At 64.0% G+C, this 17,666-nt stretch carries 15 protein-coding genes; 11 read left to right on the top strand and 4 right to left on the bottom strand.

The window, feature by feature from the left end; genetic code table 11:
- Positions 1 to 140 precede the first annotated feature (140 nt).
- Both groL and groES read right to left on the bottom strand, forming a co-directional pair.
- Entirely contained in the window at positions 141 to 1,781 is a 1,641-nt protein-coding gene (groL, locus tag IB277_RS01235) for a chaperonin GroEL (RefSeq protein WP_034800965.1), read from the bottom strand.
- Between the two features lie 62 nt (positions 1,782 to 1,843).
- Positions 1,844 to 2,140: a co-chaperone GroES gene (groES, locus tag IB277_RS01240; protein ID WP_004675403.1), complete on the bottom strand. Its 297-nt coding sequence runs from the start codon at positions 2,138 to 2,140 to the stop codon at positions 1,844 to 1,846.
- Positions 2,141 to 2,573: 433 nt separating this feature from the next.
- Between groES and IB277_RS01245 the strand changes: the two genes are divergently transcribed.
- From IB277_RS01245 to IB277_RS01265, 5 genes are all read left to right on the top strand, one after another.
- The gene (locus tag IB277_RS01245) at positions 2,574 to 3,422 is read left to right on the top strand and encodes a TIGR01459 family HAD-type hydrolase (RefSeq protein ID WP_034800971.1); all 849 of its coding nucleotides are present in this window, start codon (positions 2,574 to 2,576) and stop codon (positions 3,420 to 3,422) included.
- Between the two features lie 13 nt (positions 3,423 to 3,435).
- Positions 3,436 to 4,422 (top strand): bifunctional riboflavin kinase/FAD synthetase, encoded by a 987-nt coding sequence (locus tag IB277_RS01250; RefSeq protein ID WP_034800973.1) that lies wholly within the window; start codon positions 3,436 to 3,438, stop codon positions 4,420 to 4,422.
- A gap of 244 nt (positions 4,423 to 4,666) precedes the next feature.
- Complete coding sequence (ileS, locus tag IB277_RS01255) at positions 4,667 to 7,576, top strand: isoleucine--tRNA ligase (protein WP_090295116.1); 2,910 nt, start codon at positions 4,667 to 4,669, stop codon at positions 7,574 to 7,576.
- A gap of 127 nt (positions 7,577 to 7,703) precedes the next feature.
- The gene (locus IB277_RS01260) at positions 7,704 to 8,324 is read left to right on the top strand and encodes a hypothetical protein (RefSeq protein ID WP_060516427.1); all 621 of its coding nucleotides are present in this window, start codon (positions 7,704 to 7,706) and stop codon (positions 8,322 to 8,324) included.
- 115 nt (positions 8,325 to 8,439) lie between these two features.
- Positions 8,440 to 8,919, top strand: a complete 480-nt coding sequence (locus tag IB277_RS01265; protein WP_090294884.1) for a GNAT family N-acetyltransferase — start codon at positions 8,440 to 8,442, stop codon at positions 8,917 to 8,919.
- A gap of 15 nt (positions 8,920 to 8,934) precedes the next feature.
- Here the strand turns inward: IB277_RS01265 and IB277_RS01270 are convergent, their stop codons facing one another.
- Entirely contained in the window at positions 8,935 to 9,384 is a 450-nt protein-coding gene (locus IB277_RS01270) for a nucleoside deaminase (RefSeq protein ID WP_089044722.1), read from the bottom strand.
- A gap of 73 nt (positions 9,385 to 9,457) precedes the next feature.
- Between IB277_RS01270 and IB277_RS01275 the strand changes: the two genes are divergently transcribed.
- From IB277_RS01275 to IB277_RS01285, 3 genes are all read left to right on the top strand, one after another.
- Positions 9,458 to 11,533 (top strand): pseudouridine synthase, encoded by a 2,076-nt coding sequence (locus tag IB277_RS01275; protein WP_034800981.1) that lies wholly within the window; start codon positions 9,458 to 9,460, stop codon positions 11,531 to 11,533.
- Positions 11,534 to 11,539: 6 nt separating this feature from the next.
- On the top strand, positions 11,540 to 12,100 hold the full coding sequence (rsmD, locus tag IB277_RS01280; RefSeq protein ID WP_060516422.1) for a 16S rRNA (guanine(966)-N(2))-methyltransferase RsmD: 561 nt from the start codon (positions 11,540 to 11,542) through the stop codon (positions 12,098 to 12,100).
- Positions 12,101 to 12,183: 83 nt separating this feature from the next.
- On the top strand, positions 12,184 to 13,065 hold the full coding sequence (locus tag IB277_RS01285; RefSeq protein WP_060529841.1) for a patatin-like phospholipase family protein: 882 nt from the start codon (positions 12,184 to 12,186) through the stop codon (positions 13,063 to 13,065).
- 68 nt (positions 13,066 to 13,133) lie between these two features.
- Here the strand turns inward: IB277_RS01285 and IB277_RS01290 are convergent, their stop codons facing one another.
- Positions 13,134 to 14,969 (bottom strand): monovalent cation:proton antiporter-2 (CPA2) family protein, encoded by a 1,836-nt coding sequence (locus tag IB277_RS01290; RefSeq protein WP_034800989.1) that lies wholly within the window; start codon positions 14,967 to 14,969, stop codon positions 13,134 to 13,136.
- Positions 14,970 to 15,116: 147 nt separating this feature from the next.
- Between IB277_RS01290 and IB277_RS01295 the strand changes: the two genes are divergently transcribed.
- The 3 genes from IB277_RS01295 (at position 15,117) to IB277_RS01305 (ending at position 17,660) form a co-directional block, all read left to right on the top strand.
- Positions 15,117 to 16,463 (top strand): TldD/PmbA family protein, encoded by a 1,347-nt coding sequence (locus IB277_RS01295; RefSeq protein ID WP_034800992.1) that lies wholly within the window; start codon positions 15,117 to 15,119, stop codon positions 16,461 to 16,463.
- 84 nt (positions 16,464 to 16,547) lie between these two features.
- On the top strand, positions 16,548 to 17,363 hold the full coding sequence (locus IB277_RS01300) for a 3'(2'),5'-bisphosphate nucleotidase CysQ (protein ID WP_034800994.1): 816 nt from the start codon (positions 16,548 to 16,550) through the stop codon (positions 17,361 to 17,363).
- A 60-nt stretch (positions 17,364 to 17,423) separates the two neighbouring features.
- On the top strand, positions 17,424 to 17,660 hold the full coding sequence (locus IB277_RS01305; RefSeq protein ID WP_034800996.1) for a DUF4170 domain-containing protein: 237 nt from the start codon (positions 17,424 to 17,426) through the stop codon (positions 17,658 to 17,660).
- The last annotated feature ends 6 nt before the right edge of the window (positions 17,661 to 17,666 follow it).

Raw genomic sequence — 17,666 nt, forward strand, 5'->3', positions numbered from 1 at the left:
CGGATGGATCCTTGCAATAAGGCTTTCGCCATTATCACATCATGTCCATGCCGCCCGTTCAGCGCGCTTGACGCGCTGAACCACTTTAAGTGCATGGGCGAAGCTTTATGGACGATGCTGCGATAAGGCTGTCGCCATTATCACATCATGTCCATGCCGCCCATGCCGCCCATGCCGCCAGGCATGCCAGCCGGGGCGTCCTTCTTCGGCAGTTCGGCGATCATGGCTTCCGTCGTGACGAGGAGGCCGGCAACCGAAGCAGCGTCCTGAAGGGCGGTGCGAACGACCTTGACCGGGTCGATGATGCCCATCGAGATCATGTCGCCGTATTCGCCGGTCTGGGCGTTGTAGCCGAAGTTGTCCTGGTCCTTGTCGAGGATCTTGCCGACAACGATGGAGGCTTCGTCACCAGCGTTCTCAGCGATCTGGCGGGCCGGAGCCTGCAGAGCGCGACGAACGATGTTGATGCCGGCTTCCTGGTCGTCGTTTGCACCCTTGACGGTGATCTTGACGGAAGAACGCAGCAGGGCAACGCCGCCGCCCGGTACGATGCCTTCCTGAACAGCAGCGCGCGTCGCGTTGAGAGCGTCGTCGATGCGGTCCTTCTTTTCCTTCACTTCGACTTCCGTCGAGCCGCCAACGCGGATCACGGCAACGCCGCCAGCGAGCTTGGCAAGACGTTCCTGCAGCTTTTCGCGGTCGTAGTCGGAGGTGGTGTCTTCGATCTGGGCCTTGATCTGGGCAACGCGGCCTTCGATGTCGGCCTTCTGGCCGGCGCCGTCGACGATCGTCGTGTTTTCCTTGGAGATCGAAACCTTCTTCGCACGGCCGAGCATGTCGAGCGTCACGTTTTCGAGCTTGATGCCGAGGTCTTCGGAGATCACGGTGCCGCCCGTCAGGATGGCGATGTCTTCGAGCATGGCCTTGCGGCGATCGCCGAAGCCCGGAGCCTTGACGGCAGCGATCTTCAGGCCGCCACGCAGCTTGTTGACGACGAGCGTTGCAAGAGCTTCGCCTTCGACGTCTTCAGCGATGATGAGGAGCGGCTTGCCGGTCTGAACGACAGCTTCGAGAACCGGGAGCATGGCCTGGAGGTTCGAGAGCTTCTTCTCGTGAAGGAGAACGAAGACGTCGTCGAGGTCAGCGACCATCTTTTCCGGGTTGGTGACGAAGTAGGGCGACAGGTAGCCGCGGTCGAACTGCATGCCTTCGACGACTTCGAGTTCCGTTTCGGCGGTCTTGGCTTCTTCAACCGTGATGACGCCTTCGTTGCCGACCTTCTGCATCGCTTCAGCGATGTCGAGGCCGATCTGACGCTCGCCGTTGGCCGAGATCGTGCCGACCTGTGCAACTTCTTCCGAAGTGTTGATCTTCTTGGCCTTGGCCTGGAGATCCTTGACGACTTCGGTGACAGCGAGGTCGATACCACGCTTCAGGTCCATCGGGTTCATGCCGGCAGCAACAGCCTTTGCGCCTTCGCGAACGATCGCCTGGGCAAGAACGGTTGCAGTCGTGGTGCCGTCGCCGGCGATGTCGTTGGTCTTCGAAGCAACTTCGCGGACCATCTGGGCGCCCATGTTTTCGAACTTGTCTTCGAGTTCGATTTCCTTGGCGACCGATACGCCGTCCTTGGTGATGCGCGGAGCGCCGAAGGACTTGTCGATGATGACGTTACGACCCTTCGGGCCGAGCGTGACCTTTACGGCGTCAGCGAGGATGTCGACGCCACGCAGCATCTTTTCGCGCGCGGTGCGGCCGAACTTGATTTCTTTTGCAGCCATTAGAGAAAACTCCCGGGCTCATTGCCCATTGGTTGTCATAAAAAGGGGTGGACGCCGGCTGATCAGCCGATGATGCCCATGATGTCGGCTTCCTTCATGATCAGAAGGTCTTCGCCGTTGATCTTGACTTCGGTGCCCGACCACTTGCCGAACAGAACGCGGTCGCCAGCCTTGACGTCGAGGGCAACGACCTTGCCGCTTTCGTCACGGGCGCCCGAACCGACGGCGACGATTTCGCCTTCCTGCGGCTTTTCCTTGGCGGTGTCCGGAATGATGATGCCGCCCTTGGTCTTCTCTTCAGACTCAACGCGGCGAACGACGACGCGGTCGTGCAGCGGGCGGAAGTTGGTGCTTGCCATTAGTCTAATCCCTCGATCAAATGACATTACGGATCGCTGATCGACCCGATGGATGGGTGTTAGCACTCTCATTTATCGAGTGCTAGCGATGCCGAGATAAGCTTGGGTATGGGGTGAGTCAAGGATCGGCGCCTAGATTTTTTGCTGACGGCAGGTGCCCTGGACGGGCGCGGCAGGCGCGGGCACAGGCAGCCTAGCCCCATTCTTGGCGAAATGTGGGCGATCGCGTCGATGAGTGGCATGGGCGGGATTTTGACGGTTGATAACCACGACAATGTGCTTCTGCGCGGCGGGCCGCACCTGCAGTGCATTTTTCCTGGTTCTCGAGACCGCCGGAATCCTTGGGAGGGTGCGCCTTTTTCGGGAGACGAGACTTGTAATCTCCTGCCTTCCTTGCCATGCAAGCCGGAAACCGTGTTTGCAGGAAGCCAGGATGGCCGCAAGGATCAACAGTTTTCGCGAAATCGCCAAGCGCTACGATGTCGTTTTATGTGACGTCTGGGGCGTGCTTCACAACGGCGTGCAGGCTTTCGCCTCCGCCTGTGAAGCATTGGCCGAGGCGCGCGCCGCCGGACTGACCGTCGTGCTCATCACCAATTCGCCGCGCCCGAGCCCGATGGTGAAGGTGCAGATCCGCAGTCTCGGCGTGCCCGACGAAGCCTATGACCGGATCGTCACTTCGGGCGACGTGACCCGGGCGCTGATCGCTGCCGCCGACAAGAAGATCTTCTTCATCGGCGCCGAGCGCGACCTGCCCCTGCTCGAGGGGCTGGGGACGCAGATCGTTTCCTCGGAAGATGCCGAGACGGTCGTCTGCGCCGGCTTCTATGACGACGAGACCGAAACGCCCGAGCATTACCGCGCGACCCTGACGGGCCTTGCCAAGCGCAAGATCCCGTTCATCTGCGCCAACCCGGACCTCGTCGTCGAGCGTGGTCACCGGCTGATCCCCTGCGCCGGTGCGATTGCCAAGCTTTACGAAGAGCTGGGTGGCGAGGCGCGCATCGCCGGCAAACCCTATATCGCGATCTATCGCGCCGCCCTGGGCGAGGCGAAGGCCGCACGCGGAGCGATTGACCTGACCCGTGTCATCGCCGTCGGCGACGGCATGCCGACTGACGTCAAGGGCGCGCAGGACGCGGGCCTGGATCTGCTCTATATCAGCGCCGGTATCCACGCCCAGGAATACATGAACGAAAGCCGGACCGACGAGGCGAAGCTTGCCGCCTTCCTCAAGAAGGAGGGCGCCTCGCCGAAATACTGGATGCCACGGCTCGCCTGACGGGAAGACGGAGATGACGGTTTTTCATCGCAACGAGACCCGTGATCCGCTTCCGGAGCACTTGCGCGGCGGTGTCGTCGCCATCGGCAATTTCGATGGCGTTCACCGCGGCCACCAGTCGGTCCTTAACCGGGCGCTGGAGGAGGCCAAGTCGCGCGGCGTGCCGGCGCTCGTGCTCACCTTCGAGCCGCATCCGCGAACCGTTTTTCGCCCGGACACTCCAGTCTTCCGGCTGACGCCGGCGCCGCTGAAGGCCCGCATCCTCGAAGGCATGGGCTTCGGCGCCGTCATCGAATATCCCTTCGACCGTACCTTCTCTCAGCTTTCCGCCTCGGATTTCATCCACCGCATCCTGCTTGAATGGCTGCATGCCTCGCATGTGGTGACCGGTTTCGACTTTCATTTCGGCAAGGGCCGCGAAGGCGGGCCTGCCTTTCTGATGGCGGCAGGCGGCGACAACGGGTTTGGTGTGACGCTGGTCGATGCCTTCCGTGATGAAAATGCATCCGTCATCTCGTCGAGCTATGTCCGCGCGCTGCTCGGCGAAGGCGATGTCGCCCAGGCCGCGGGCATGCTCGGCTACCGTTATCTCGTCGAAGCCGAGGTGATCGGCGGCAAGAAGCTCGGTCGCGAACTCGGTTTCCCCACCGCCAACATGCGGCTTGCACCCGAGGTGGAACTCCGACCCGGCATCTACGCCGTGCGCTTCCGTCGTCCCGACGGCTCGCTTTACGACGGGGTCGCCAGTTTCGGGCGCCGGCCGACGGTCGACAGCGACGGCGAACCGCTGCTCGAGACCTTCGTCTTCGACTTCTCCGGCGATCTCTATGGCGAAGTCTGCGCCGTGACTTTCTTCGGTCACCTGCGCGACGAATTGAAATTCGATGGCCTCGATCCGCTGGTGGCGCAGATCCGGCAGGACGAGGCCGAGGCCCGCGCGCTGCTTTCCGGCGTCACGCCACTCGGTGACATCGACCGCAAGCTCAACTTCGCCCGATAAAAGATTTCGGTCTTCGCGCGGCGGCGGACCTTTTCAAAAGGCCGAAAACGCCTTAAACAACCGGCCACCATGACCCGGCACCGTCGATTGATCATCGATCAGCGAATTATTGGCCCGGCCTTCCGCGTGCTGTGATCAGCCGGAAGGTCCGGGATTTCGGCGTTTCCGACGCCCCAGTCATCTCTCGATACCGAGCCCATTTCGTATGCGCGGCCGTTCGCGCGAAGAAGCGATTGCAAAAACCATGACCGACACCGCTGAAAAGATCGACTACTCCTCGACCCTCTATCTGCCGCAGACGGAATTTCCGATGCGCGCGGGCCTGCCGCAGAAGGAGCCGGAAACGGTGGCCCGCTGGCAGAAGATGGGCCTCTACAAGAAGCTGCGCGCATCGGCTGCCGGCCGCGACAAGTTCGTGCTGCACGACGGCCCGCCCTATGCCAACGGCAACATCCACATCGGCCACGCGCTGAACAAGATCCTCAAGGACGTCATCAACCGCTCGTTCCAGATGCGCGGTTTCGACGCCAACTACGTGCCCGGCTGGGACTGCCACGGTCTGCCGATCGAGTGGAAGATCGAGGAGAAGTACCGCGAGAAGGGCCAGAACAAGGACGAGGTTCCGGTCAACGAATTCCGTCGGGAATGCCGCGATTTCGCCGCCGGCTGGATCCAGGTCCAGGCCGAGGAGTTCAAACGTCTCGGCATCGAGGGCGACTTCGACAATCCCTACACGACGATGAACTTCCACGCCGAAGCGCGCATCGCCGGTGAGCTGATGAAGATCGCCAAGCTCGGCCAGCTCTATCGGGGCTCGAAGCCTGTCATGTGGTCGGTCGTCGAGCGCACGGCACTTGCCGAAGCCGAAGTCGAATACGCCGATGTCGAAAGCGACATGATCTGGGTGAAGTTCCCGGTCACCGAAGGTCCCGACAGCCTTGCCGGCACCTTCGTCGTGATCTGGACGACCACGCCTTGGACCATCCCCGGCAACCGCGCCATCGCCTACTCGTCGCGTTATGCCTATGGCCTCTACGAAGTGGCGACCGCCGAGAACGATTTCGGCCCCCAGCCGGGCGAGAAGCTGATCTTTGCCAAGCGCCTGGCCGATGAGTCTGCCGCCAAGGCGAAGCTCACCTTCAACTTCGTTCGCGACCTCGAGGCCGATGAACTGTCGTCCGTGACCTGCGCCCATCCGCTGCACGGTCTGGGCGGCGGCTACGCCTTCAAGGTGCCGCTGCTCGACGGCGACCACGTGACCGACGATGCCGGCACCGGCTTCGTGCACACGGCCCCGAGCCACGGCCGCGAGGACTTTGATGCCTGGATGGACAATGCCCGCGCGCTCGAAGCCCGCGGCATCTCCTCGGCGATCCCGTTCACGGTCGACGACGCCGGATACTTCACCGCTGACGCCCATGGTTTCGGCCCGGACGCCGAAGGTGGCGCCGGCCGCGTCATCGACGACAAGGGCAAGAAGGGCGACGCCAACGATCGCGTCATCAAGGCGCTGATCGCCCGTCACGCGCTCTTCGCTCGCGGTCGCCTCAAGCATTCCTATCCGCATTCCTGGCGCTCGAAGAAGCCGGTGATCTTCCGCAACACGCCGCAATGGTTCGTCTACATGGACAAGGCCTTCGGTGATGGCACGACCCTGCGATCGCGCGCGCTGTCTGCCATCGACGACACCCGCTTCGTTCCGGGCGCCGGCCAGAACCGCCTGCGTGCGATGATCGAAGGCCGTCCGGACTGGGTGCTCTCGCGCCAGCGTGCCTGGGGCGTTCCGATCGCGATCTTTGCCGACGATCAGGGCGAGATCCTGATCGACGAGGCCGTCAACGCTCGCATCCTCGACGCTTTCGAACAGGAAGGTGCCGATGCCTGGTTCACCGAAGGCGCCAAGGATCGCTTCCTCGGCAACGACCACGATCATGCCAAGTGGCATCAGGTCATGGACATCCTCGACGTGTGGTTCGACAGCGGTTCGACCCATACCTTCACGCTCGAAGACCGTCCGGACCTGAAGTGGCCGGCCGACGTCTATCTCGAAGGTTCGGACCAGCATCGCGGCTGGTTCCATTCCTCGCTGCTCGAGGCCTGCGCCACGCGCGGCCGCGCACCCTACAACGCCGTTGTCACCCATGGTTTCACCATGGATGAGAAGGGCGAGAAGATGTCGAAGTCGAAGGGCAACACCGTCACCCCGCAAGAGGTGATGAAGGATGCCGGCGCCGACATCCTGCGCCTGTGGGTGATGACGACGGATTATTGGGAAGATCAGCGCCTCGGCAAGACGATCATCCAGACAAACATCGACGCCTATCGCAAGCTGCGCAACACGATCCGCTGGATGCTCGGCACGCTCGCCCACGACAACGGCGAGGAAATTGCCTATGCCGAGATGCCGGAACTCGAAAAGCTGATGCTGCATCGCCTGGCCGAACTCGACCAGGTCGTGCGCGAAGGCTACGACGCCTTCGACTTCAAGAAGATCGCCCGTTCGCTGATCGATTTCTCGAACGTCGAGCTCTCGGCCTTCTATTTCGACGTTCGCAAGGATGCGCTCTACTGCGACGCGCCGTCGAGCCTGCGCCGCCGTGCGGCACTCGCCGTTATCCGCAAGCTCTTCGATTGCCTCGTGCTGTGGCTGGCGCCGATGCTGCCGTTTACGACCGAAGAGGCCTGGCTGTCGCGCAAGCCCGATGCGGTCTCGGTGCACCTCGAACAGTTCCCGGCGATCCCGGCGGAATGGAAGAACGATGCGCTCGAAGCCAAGTGGGAGAAGATCCGTGCGGTCCGCACCGTCGTCACCGGCGCGCTCGAGATCGAACGCAAGGACAAGCGCATCGGCTCGTCGCTGGAAGCCGCACCGGTCGTCCACGTCGCCGATCCGGAGCTGTTGAAGGCGCTGGAAGGCCAGGACTTCGCCGAGATCTGCATCACCTCGGGGATCACTGTCGAGACCACCGAAGGTCCGGCCGACGCGTTCCGGCTGGCTGACGTGGCCAAGGTCAGCGTCGTGCCGAAGCTTGCCGAAGGCCAGAAATGCGCTCGCTCCTGGCGGATCACGACCGATGTCGGTTCTGACGCACTCTACCCGGACGTGTCCGCCCGGGATGCCGCTGCCTTGCGCGAGCTTGGTTTCAAGGCTTAACGCATTGTTACCGGATGAATTGCACTCCTTGCGTTCATCCGGTAAAACCTGCCCGAAATTTGGCGGATTTCTCCGCCATGGGCGCTTGAGTGGCCGCGCTGACTGGTGGCCGGCTGGAAGGAATCTCATGGAAATGACGCGAGAGTTGCGAGTGTTTGCCAGCGTGGCCGCCATTTTGACGAGCGGCCTGGTGCTTACGGGCTGCATCGGCGGCCCGACCTACGGCACGGACAAGACCGCCGGCGAACAGCTCATGGACGACCTCGGCAGCGTCGCAAGCTTCGGCCCGCCGAAGCGGGATCCGGTCAAGTACCAGCCGCGTCCGGGTCTCGTCCTGCCGCCGTCGGCCCAGCAGGCCTCGCTCGTCGAGCCGCAGAAGTCGCTCGCCAGCCGCGAGGGGAACCCGGAATGGGTCGAGTCTCCGGAAGAGGTGCGCAACCGCCTGCGTGAAGAGGCCGACGCCAACAAGAACAACCCGAACTATGTCTCGCCGCTTGCCAAGGCAAGCGCCAACGGTCGCCGGCTCTCTGCAAAGGAGCAGCAGGAGGCCTATCGTGAAGGGCGCAAGATCGAGATGGGCGCCTATTCCGACAAGCGCCGCTTCCTGAGCGATCCGCCGCTCGATTACCGCCGCCTGCCCGAGGGTACCGAGACCGATCTCGGCGAGCCGGAGAAGGACAAGGAGCGCCGCCGCAAGAAGGAGGCGCAGATCAAGAATACCGGCTCCAAGTGGTATTGGCCCTTCTAAACCCGTTTTCGCCGTTCCCTTGAACGGCGAAATGCCTCTCTCCCTTGGATCTATGCAGTTCCGGTCGAAAGCGCGTTTGCTTGGCTGCTGGAACTGCTTGAGAAGCGCCTGAGCCATGACCATCAGCATTCGCGACGCCCGCCCGGAAGACGCCGAAACCATTCTGCGCTTCATCACCGAACTTGCCATCTACGAGAAGGAGCCCGACGCCGTCGAGGCGACGGTCGAGATGCTGCAGGCCTCGCTCTTCGGTCCCGGTGCGATCACCCGCGCGGTGATCTGCGAGAAGGATGGCAAGCCGGCTGGTTTTGCCATGTGGTTCTACAACTATTCCACCTGGCAGGCGCGCAAGGGTCTTTACCTCGAGGATCTTTACGTCACGCCGGATTGCCGCGGCTCGGGCGCCGGCAAGATGCTCTTGAAGCATCTGGCAAAGATTGCCGTCGAGGAGGGCTGCGGCCGCTTCGAATGGAGTGTGCTCGACTGGAACGAACCGGCGATCCGCGTCTACGAATCGGTCGGCGCAGAGGCGATGTCCGAGTGGACGCGCTACCGCCTTTCGGGTGTCGCGCTCGAAAGCTTCGCCGCCGACTGAAGACGTTAAGGGGGCTCACCGCTTGCCGGCAAAGAAATCCCTGAGGATATCGGCGGCTTCCCGCTCGGCGAGGCCCGAATAGACATCGGGCGCATGGTGGCAGGTGGGCGAGCCGAAGAAGCGCACACCGCTGTCGACCGCGCCGCCCTTCGGGTCGTCGGCGCCGTAATAGAGGCGACGGATGCGCGCGAATGAAATCGCCGCCGCGCACATGGTGCAGGGTTCGAGCGTGACGTAGAGATCGGCGCCGGTCAGCCTTTCGTCCTCGAGGACGGCGGCAGCCTCGCGGATGGCGACGATCTCCGCATGGGCGGTCACGTCGTTGAGCTCGCGGGTGCGATTGCCGGCGCGCGAGATGATACGGCCGTCGAAAACCACCACGGCGCCGATCGGCACTTCGCCGCGTTCGGCAGCCTTGCGGGCCTCTTCAAGGGCCGCATCCATGAAGCGTGTCGTCTCAGCCATCGCTCAAACAATAATTTCTCTTAACCCACGGGCCGCGACCTGATAGGACAGCCGCAAAAGGCAGGCAACACAAATGACATCCAAAGACAAGCCCACGCGGCCTGGCGGCAAGTCCGCTGGCCGGGACAAGAAACCGCATTTCGCCGACAAGAAGGGCGCTGCGCCGAAAAAGGCTGCAGGAGCCAAGGCTTCCGGCCCGAAGTCTTTCGGTGCCAAGGGCCCCGGCAGGAGCTTCGACGCAAAGACGTCTGATCCCAAGGCCGGCGCTTCGCGTCCGGCCCGGGAGCGCCCGGCAGCGGCTGCAGCGGCCGCCGACGAGCCGCAGCGTATCTCGAAGATCCTGGCGCGCGCCGGCGTTGCCTCGCGTCGCGACGTCGAGCGCATGATCATGGAAGGCCGCATCAGGCTCAACGGTGTCATCCTCGACACGCCCGTGGTCAACGCGACGCTCGCCGATGCGATCGAGGTCGATGGCCAGCCGATCCGCGGTATCGAGCGCACGCGCCTCTGGCTCTATCACAAGCCGGCCGGTCTGGTGACCACCAATGCCGACCCGGAGGGCCGTCCGACCGTATTCGAGAACCTGCCGGACGAGCTGCCGCGGGTTCTGTCGATCGGCCGCCTCGACATCAACACCGAGGGCCTGCTGCTCCTCACCAATGACGGCGGCCTTGCCCGCGTGCTCGAACTGCCGTCGACCGGCTGGCTGCGCCGTTACCGCGTGCGCGCCCATGGCGAGATCGATCAGGAAGCGCTCGACAAGCTGAAGGACGGCATCGCCGTCGACGGCGTGCTGTACGGCGCCATCGAAGCGACGCTCGACCGCGTCCAGGGCTCGAACGTCTGGATCACGATGGGGCTTCGCGAAGGCAAGAACCGCGAAATCAAGAACGTGCTCGGCGCGCTCGGCCTCGACGTCAACCGCCTGATCCGCATCTCCTACGGCCCGTTCCAGCTCGGCGAACTGCCGGAGGGACACGTCCAGGAAATTCGCGGACGCACGCTGCGCGACCAATTGGGACCGCGCCTGATCGAGGACGCCAAGGCGAACTTCGACGCGCCGCTTTACAATGATCAGGCGGCGACCGTTGCCGGTGAGGCTGAAGACGACGCCGCCGACACGCGCAGGCCGGAGCGCAACAACCGCTGGGAAAAGCCGGAGGACAAGCGCGAGCGTGCCCTTTCTCGTCTGGACACCCGTCGTGACGACCGCCGCGACGGTGGTGGTCGTGGCAAGGATGGTGCCCGCGGCAAGGGTGGCCCGCGCGAAGACCGCGACGCCAAGTTCGAGGATCGGCCGAAGCGCGCGCCGGCTCAGCGCGCCCGCACGGCCAATGTCTGGATGGCGCCGGGCGCCCGCCCGCTCGCCGAAAAGAAGCCGAAGTCCGTTGATGGCGATGCCACCGAGAAGTCCGCCCGTCGCGAGCGTCCGGAAAGCGCGCCGAAGTCCAAGCGCTACGGCCGCAACAAGGATGGTCTGGCGACGAAGACGACCGGCAAGTTCGACCCGGACCGCAAGGGTGGCCCGCACAGAGACTTCGACCGCGCCGATCGTCCAGCGTCTGCCGCGCCGGTCAAGCGTCGCGACGACGAGGGCGAATGGATCAGCGCCAGCGAGCCTGCCCGTCGCGGCAAGGACGAGGGCCGCGATGGCGGCTTTGGCCGACGCAAGTCGGGCGACGCGGGTGACCGCAGGTCGCGCGATCACGGTGACCGTCCTGCGCGCCGTGACGGCGGCGACCGTCCCCGTTCTGAAGGCGGACCGCGCAGCTATTCCGACAAGCCGAGGGCGCCACGCGCCGACGGTGATCGTCCGCAGCGTCGCGAAGGCGGTGAGCGTTCGTTCAGTGACCGTCCGGCTCGCAGCGACGGCGGTGATCGCCGGTTCGACAAGCCGCGGGCTCCACGCGCTGACGGTGACCGTCCGCCGCGTCGCGAAGGTGGCGACCGTCCGTTTGGCGACAAGCCTCGCGGCAAGTCGTTCGGCGGCAAGCCCTCGGGCGGAAAATCCTTCGGTGAACGCTCCGGCGGTCCGCGCGGCGGTAAGCCTGGTGGCGGCAAGCCCGGCGGTGGACGCCCCGGCGGTCCTGGTCGCTCCGGCGGCGGGCGCCCGGCTGGCGGCGGCAAGCCGCGCGGCAGAGGAAACTAAGCGGTCGTGCGGATCGTCGGCGGAGAGTTTCGGGGTCGCAGCCTGGCGACCCCCAAGTCCAACGATATCCGGCCGACCACGGACCGGACGCGCGAAAGCCTGTTCAACATTCTGAGCCATTCCTATCCGAACGCGCTCGACGGCACGCGTGTGCTCGACCTTTTCGCGGGCACCGGCGCCGTCGGCTTCGAGGCGCTGTCGCGCGGATGCCGGCATGCGCTCTTTGTCGAGCAGGGCGTCGAGGGCAGGGGCCTGATCCAGACCAACGTCGAGACGCTCGGCCTGCAGGGCCGGGCCAAGGTCTTCCGGCGCGACGCCACCAGCCTTGGCGGCGTCGGTACGATGGAGCCGTTTCATCTCGTCTTCGCCGATCCGCCCTACGCCAAGGGGCTGGGCGAAAAGGCCTTGGAGTCGGCTGCCATCGGCAACTGGCTGGTGCCCGGCGCCCTGGTGATCCTCGAAGAGCGGGCAGATGTCCAGCCGGCGCCGGTCGCCGTCTTCGAAAACCTCGACGTCAGGGTGTTCGGCGACACGCGCATGCATTTCTATCGGTTTCGCGGAGCCTGATGCCGTAATTTCGGTTGAGTTGCCGGGATAGGCTCAGCCGGACGACGCCATTTTCTCAACCCGCCCAGCGCGGAGGCATGCCGATGAAGCAGGATCTTTCGATGACGCATGGATCGGCAGGGGCCCCGGCGCGGCCCACCGTCGCGCTGGCGCTTGGCGGTGGCGGCGCCCGCGGTCTTGCGCATATCCATGTCATCGAGGCACTGGATGAACTCGGCATTCGGCCGGTCGCGATCGCGGGCTCGTCGATCGGTGCGATCATGGGCGCCGGCATGGCGGCGGGTTTGCGCGGCGAAGAGATCCGGGCCCATACACTCTCGACCGTCGGCCACCGGCGCGAAGTGGTTAACCGCCTGTGGCAATTGCGGCCATCGAGTCTTTCCGAAGCGATGGCGAGCGGCTTCCGTTTCGGCCAGTTCAATGTCGAGCGGGTGCTCAAGGCCTTCCTGCCCGAGGCCATCCCGCAAAAATTCTCCGACCTCGAAATCCCGCTGAAAGTAGTCGCCACCGACTATTACGGTCAGACGGAGAAGATCTGCGAGAAGGGCGACCTCCGCAAGGCCCTGGCTGCGTCTGCGGCGCTGCCGGCGATCTTCACGCCGGTCCGGATCGACGGGCGGGTCATGATCGACGGCGGCATCTACAATCCCATTCCCTTCGATCACCTGCGCGGCCTTGCCGATATCGTCATTGCGGTCGATGTCGTCGGCGGGCCGGATGGCGACGGCAAGGCGATCCCGAGCCGGATCGACAGCCTGTTCGGCGCGAGCCAGCTGATGATGCAGTCGATCATCGCCATGAAGCTGAAGGAGGGGGCGCCGGACATCCTGTTGCGTCCCGATGTCGGCCGCTACCGCGTGATGGATTTCCTGCGCGCCCAGGACGTGCTGAACGCAACGGCTGCGATCAAGGACGAACTGAAGCGCGCACTCGAAGAGCGGATGACAGCGCCAAGGCTTACCTGAACCTGGGTGTTTGAAGCTTGGCGCCTGAACCTTGGCAATGACGGAGCGTGCCGTCGCAGCGTGAGCGATTAGGCGCTTTCGCGCTCGTCCGCGGGAAGGCCCGGGAGGATCCGTTCGCCGGTCTCTTGCGAATGATCGACCTCGCGCTTCGGCTTGACCAGCGGCTCCGGGCGCACAGGCCGCGAGTGCAGCATGTCGCGGCCGGCGGTGATGCCCTCGGCCTCCTGTAGCACGAGGCGCGCCTCGTCGCGCTTGCGGATGTCGTCCATGATCGCGATCGCCTCGTCGTCGCCGACCCCAAGTGCCTCCAGCGTCTTGCGGCCGAAGAGCAGGCCGGACTCGAAGGTCTCGCGCAGCTCGTAGTCGACACCCTTGGCGCGCAGTTCCAGCGTGTGCAGACGATCGTAGGAGCGGGCGTAGATGCGTGCATTCGGATATTCGGATTGCACGAGATCGATGATGTGGTCGGTCGTTTCCTTCTTCTGGGTGCAGACGGCGACGATCTTGGCCCGTTCGATGCCGGCGGCGCGCAGCACGTCGAGGCGGTTGCCGTCGCCGAAATAGATCCGGAAGCCGAAGGTCGCGGCCTGGCGCACGCGCGCGGCGGAATGATCGATGATCGTCACATCGCGACCGCCGGCAAGCAGGATCTGGGCGGCGATCTGGCCGAAGCGGGAGAAGCCGATCATCAGCACATCGGCATTGGCGCCATCGAAGTCTTCTTCGATCTCTTCGTCCATCTCGTCCTGCTCGCGCATCAATTTCGGCGCTAGCATTGAGGCAAGGGGCGTCAGCGCCATCGACAGGGTCACGATTGCGACCAGCAGCGAGGCGTTGCCGTCCGAGAAGACGCCGGCGCTTGCCGCCGCCGTGAACAGCACGAAGCCGAACTCGCCGCCCTGCGGCAAGAGCAGGCTGATGCGCACGGCGTCATTGTGATGTGATCCGGTGAAGCGGCAGAGCCAATAGAGAACCAGGCTCTTCAGTGCCATCAGCAGCGGCACGGCGATGATGATCAGCTGGTAGCGCTCGACGATGACGCCGAGCTCTAGCGACAGGCCGACCGCCATGAAGAACAGAGCCTGCAGGATACCGCGAAACGGCTCGATATCCGCCTCGAGTTCATGGCGGTATGAGGACTCGGCCAGTAACACGCCTGCAAGGAAGGCACCCATGGCCATCGACAATCCGGCGAGCTGCATCATGGTCGCCGCCCCCATTACCACAAGCAGTGCGGCGGCGATCATGACATCGCGTGCGCCGGTGCGAGCGATGAGCTGGAACAGCGGATTCACAAGGTAGCGCCCGGCAGCGAAGAGCACGACGATCGCAGTGGTGGCGATGGCGAAATCCTCGAGCGGCGGCGTGGTGTCCTCGGGCGCCTGTGCCGCCAGCAGCGGGATCAGCGCCAGAAGCGGCACGATCGCGAGATCCTGCAGCAGCAGGATCGAAAAGGCGCGTTGCCCGTAGCGCGTATTGCGGTCGTTGCCCTCGTCGAGGATCTGCATGGCGAATGCCGTCGACGAGAGGGACAGTCCGAAGCCGGCGATGATGCTGCCGCCATGATCGAGGAGGCCGAGGGCATAGATGGCGTAGGAAAGCAGGATGCCTGTCAGCAGCACCTGCGCCGTGCCGAGGCCGAAGATGTCGCGTCGCATCTGCCAGAGGCGCGAAGGCTTGAGTTCGAGCCCGATGATGAAGAGCAGAAAGACGACGCCGAGTTCCGAGACGTGCAGGATCTGCTCGCCTTCGGTGATGCTTTGGGCGACAGGTCCGATCAGCACGCCGGCCGAAAGGTAGCCGAGGATCGTGCCGAGCCCGAGCCGCTTGAAGATGGGAGCGGCGATCACTGCGCCACCGAGCAGCATCAGGGCCTGGGAATAGATGATCGGTGTCGTTGCCATGCCTCAGGCTTTCACTGTTGCTGAACCCGGCCCCCAAGCGGAGCTTTCGAGAGCGCTTCATTTGCGGTGTTTGAGCGGGAATCGGGTCGATGCCCTTGATGCCTGCTTCGCCGCACAATAAATGGGGCAGGAATGAAAGGCCACACCATGTCAGACACGATCGATTCTGCCGACCTCGAAAAACGCGCATCCGAACTCGTGGACCTCGCCCGCAAGGCCGGCGCCGATGCGGCGGACGCGGTGGTGGTGCGCGGGCGCTCCCGCTCCGTCTCCGTCCGCCTCGGCAAGGTTGAAGCGACGGAAGCCTCCGAAAGCGACGACTTTTCGCTCCGTGTTTTTGTCGGACGGCGTGTCGCCAGCGTTTCGGCCAATCCGGGTTTTGACCTGAAGCTGCTCGCGGAGCGCGCGGTTGCCATGGCCAAGGCTTCGCCGGAGGATCCCTTCGCCGCGCTGGCGGACGCCGACCGGCTGGCGAAGTCCTATCCGGACCTCGACCTTTTCGACGCCACGGCGGTTTCCACTGAAACCCTGACCGAGGCAGCGCTTGCCGCCGAAGAGGCGGCACTCGCGGTCTCGGGCGTTACCAATTCCAGCGGCGCTGGGGCATCGGCCGGCATGGGCGGGCTGGTACTTGTCACCTCGCATGGCTTTTCCGGCTCCTACATGGCCACCCGCTTTGGCCGCTCCGTCAGCGCGATTGCCGGCGAGGGCACCAAGATGGAGCGCGACTACGATTATGATAGCCGCCTCTTCTTTGCCGACCTGCGCGACGCCGACGAAATCGGCCGCCTGGCCGGCGAGCGCGCGGTCGCCCGCATCAATCCGCGCCAGGTGCCGACCGCCAAGAATGTCACCGTCGTCTTCGATCCACGCATAGCCCGCGGCTTCGTCGGCCATCTGGCCGGCGCAATCAATGGCGCGGCTGTCGCCCGCAAGACGAGTTTCCTGCGCGACATGATGGGCAAGCAGATCCTGAAGTCGGGTCTTTCCGTGACCGACGACCCGCTGATCGTGCGTGGCTCCTCTTCGCGTCCCTTTGACGGCGAAGGGGTCAGCGGCGAGAAACTGGCGATGGTCGAAGATGGTGTGCTGAACCACTGGTTCCTGTCCACATCGGCAGCGCTCGAACTCGGGCTTCAGACCAACGGCCGCGGCGTGCGCGGCGGTCCGACCGTCAATCCGTCCTCGACCAATCTGGCGCTCGAGCCGGGATCGATCTCGCGGGACGATCTCATCCGCGGGGTTGGCACCGGCTTCTACGTCACCGAACTGATCGGCCAGGGCGTCAATATGGTGACCGGCGAATACAGCCGCGGCGCCTCCGGCTTCTGGATCGAGAACGGCGAGCTGACCTTTGCCGTCTCTGAAGTCACGATCGCGTCCAATCTCAAAGACATGTTCATGGCGCTGACGCCGGCAGACGACATCGACCGCAAGTTCGGCGTCGCGGCGCCGACGCTCGCCATCGAGGGCATGACGCTCGCCGGCCTCTGACAAGGCCGCTGGAAAAGCAGGCGCGGGAAGCCCGCGCCGATCCCGCCTTCCGGACAAGGGAGAGGCGGGCTGACGGGGTTTTGAATGTCTGACACAGCACCACCGGGCGCGGACTGGAAGCCGGATCTCGACGTGATCCGTGCCGCGGCGGTTGTCGCCGGCGAAACCGCGCTCGGCTATTTCCGCAAGGCGCCCGACGTCCGCTGGAAGAACGAAGGCCGCTCGCCGGTAAGCGAGGCGGATCTTGCCGCAAACGATGTGCTGAAGACGCGCTTGCTTGCGGCCCGGCCCGATTACGGCTGGCTGTCGGAGGAGACGGACGACGATCTGAGCCGGCTGTCGCGCGAAACGGTCTTCGTCGTCGATCCGATCGACGGCACGCGGGCTTTCATCGCCGGCAAGGAACTCTGGTGCGTCAGCGTCGCCGTCGTTCATCGCGGCCAGCCCGTTGCCGGCGTGCTCTATGCCCCGGCGCTCGATGAACTCTTCGAGGCGGTCGCAGGCGGCAGTGCGCTGAAAAACGGCGCCCAAATCTCGGTGCGCGAGGCAAAACCCGGGGAAACACTGCATCTGGCGGCTGCCGAGGACACGATCGGCAAGCTTCCGGCGCCCTATCGCAGCGCCGTTACCCGTATCCCGCATGTGCCGTCGCTTGCCTATCGGCTGGCCATGGTTGCCGACGGGCGGATCGACGGAACGCTGGTGAAGAAGAACTCCCACGACTGGGACCTGGCTGCAGCAGATCTCATTCTAGCGAGCGCCGGCGGCGCGCTGGCCGATCTCGATGCGCAGCCGCTCTCATACAATCGATCCACTGTCGTTCACGGGGTTCTCTGCGCGGCGGCAAAGCCGCTCTTGCCGGGCCTGATCGCCGCATCGCGGTCCATGGAGCCCCATTGACCTTTGAGGCTGAATGCCTCAAATCAACGCCCACACCCAACAAGAATAAATGGAAGTCCGATGGCTCACGACACCGAGAAAAAACAACGTCTGCACCTCGTCTTCGGCGGCGAACTCACCACGCTGACTGACGTACATTTCCGCGACCTGGACAAGCTCGATATCGTCGGCATCTACCCGGACTACGAAAGCGCCCTGACTGCTTGGAAATCCAAGGCGCAGATGACCGTCGACAACGCTCACATGCGTTACTTCATCGTCCACATGCACCGTCTGCTCGACCCGGAAAACGGCTGATGCCGA

Origin of the sequence: Ensifer sp. ENS07, assembly GCF_014852185.1 — a bacterium.
Classification (GTDB): Bacteria; Pseudomonadota; Alphaproteobacteria; order Rhizobiales; family Rhizobiaceae; genus Ensifer; species Ensifer adhaerens.

Bases quoted from the DNA above. Each gene is read 5' to 3' on its own strand.
- groL (WP_034800965.1), bottom strand. From the start codon at position 1,781: ATGGCTGCAAAAGAAATCAAGTTCGGCCGCACCGCGCGCGAAAAGATG.
- groES (WP_004675403.1), bottom strand. From the start codon at position 2,140: ATGGCAAGCACCAACTTCCGCCCGCTGCACGACCGCGTCGTCGTTCGC.
- IB277_RS01245 (WP_034800971.1), top strand. From the start codon at position 2,574: ATGGCCGCAAGGATCAACAGTTTTCGCGAAATCGCCAAGCGCTACGAT.
- IB277_RS01250 (WP_034800973.1), top strand. From the start codon at position 3,436: ATGACGGTTTTTCATCGCAACGAGACCCGTGATCCGCTTCCGGAGCAC.
- ileS (WP_090295116.1), top strand. From the start codon at position 4,667: ATGACCGACACCGCTGAAAAGATCGACTACTCCTCGACCCTCTATCTG.
- IB277_RS01260 (WP_060516427.1), top strand. From the start codon at position 7,704: ATGGAAATGACGCGAGAGTTGCGAGTGTTTGCCAGCGTGGCCGCCATT.
- IB277_RS01265 (WP_090294884.1), top strand. From the start codon at position 8,440: ATGACCATCAGCATTCGCGACGCCCGCCCGGAAGACGCCGAAACCATT.
- IB277_RS01270 (WP_089044722.1), bottom strand. From the start codon at position 9,384: ATGGCTGAGACGACACGCTTCATGGATGCGGCCCTTGAAGAGGCCCGC.
- IB277_RS01275 (WP_034800981.1), top strand. From the start codon at position 9,458: ATGACATCCAAAGACAAGCCCACGCGGCCTGGCGGCAAGTCCGCTGGC.
- IB277_RS01285 (WP_060529841.1), top strand. From the start codon at position 12,184: ATGAAGCAGGATCTTTCGATGACGCATGGATCGGCAGGGGCCCCGGCG.
- IB277_RS01290 (WP_034800989.1), bottom strand. From the start codon at position 14,969: ATGGCAACGACACCGATCATCTATTCCCAGGCCCTGATGCTGCTCGGT.
- IB277_RS01295 (WP_034800992.1), top strand. From the start codon at position 15,117: ATGTCAGACACGATCGATTCTGCCGACCTCGAAAAACGCGCATCCGAA.
- IB277_RS01300 (WP_034800994.1), top strand. From the start codon at position 16,548: ATGTCTGACACAGCACCACCGGGCGCGGACTGGAAGCCGGATCTCGAC.
- IB277_RS01305 (WP_034800996.1), top strand. From the start codon at position 17,424: ATGGCTCACGACACCGAGAAAAAACAACGTCTGCACCTCGTCTTCGGC.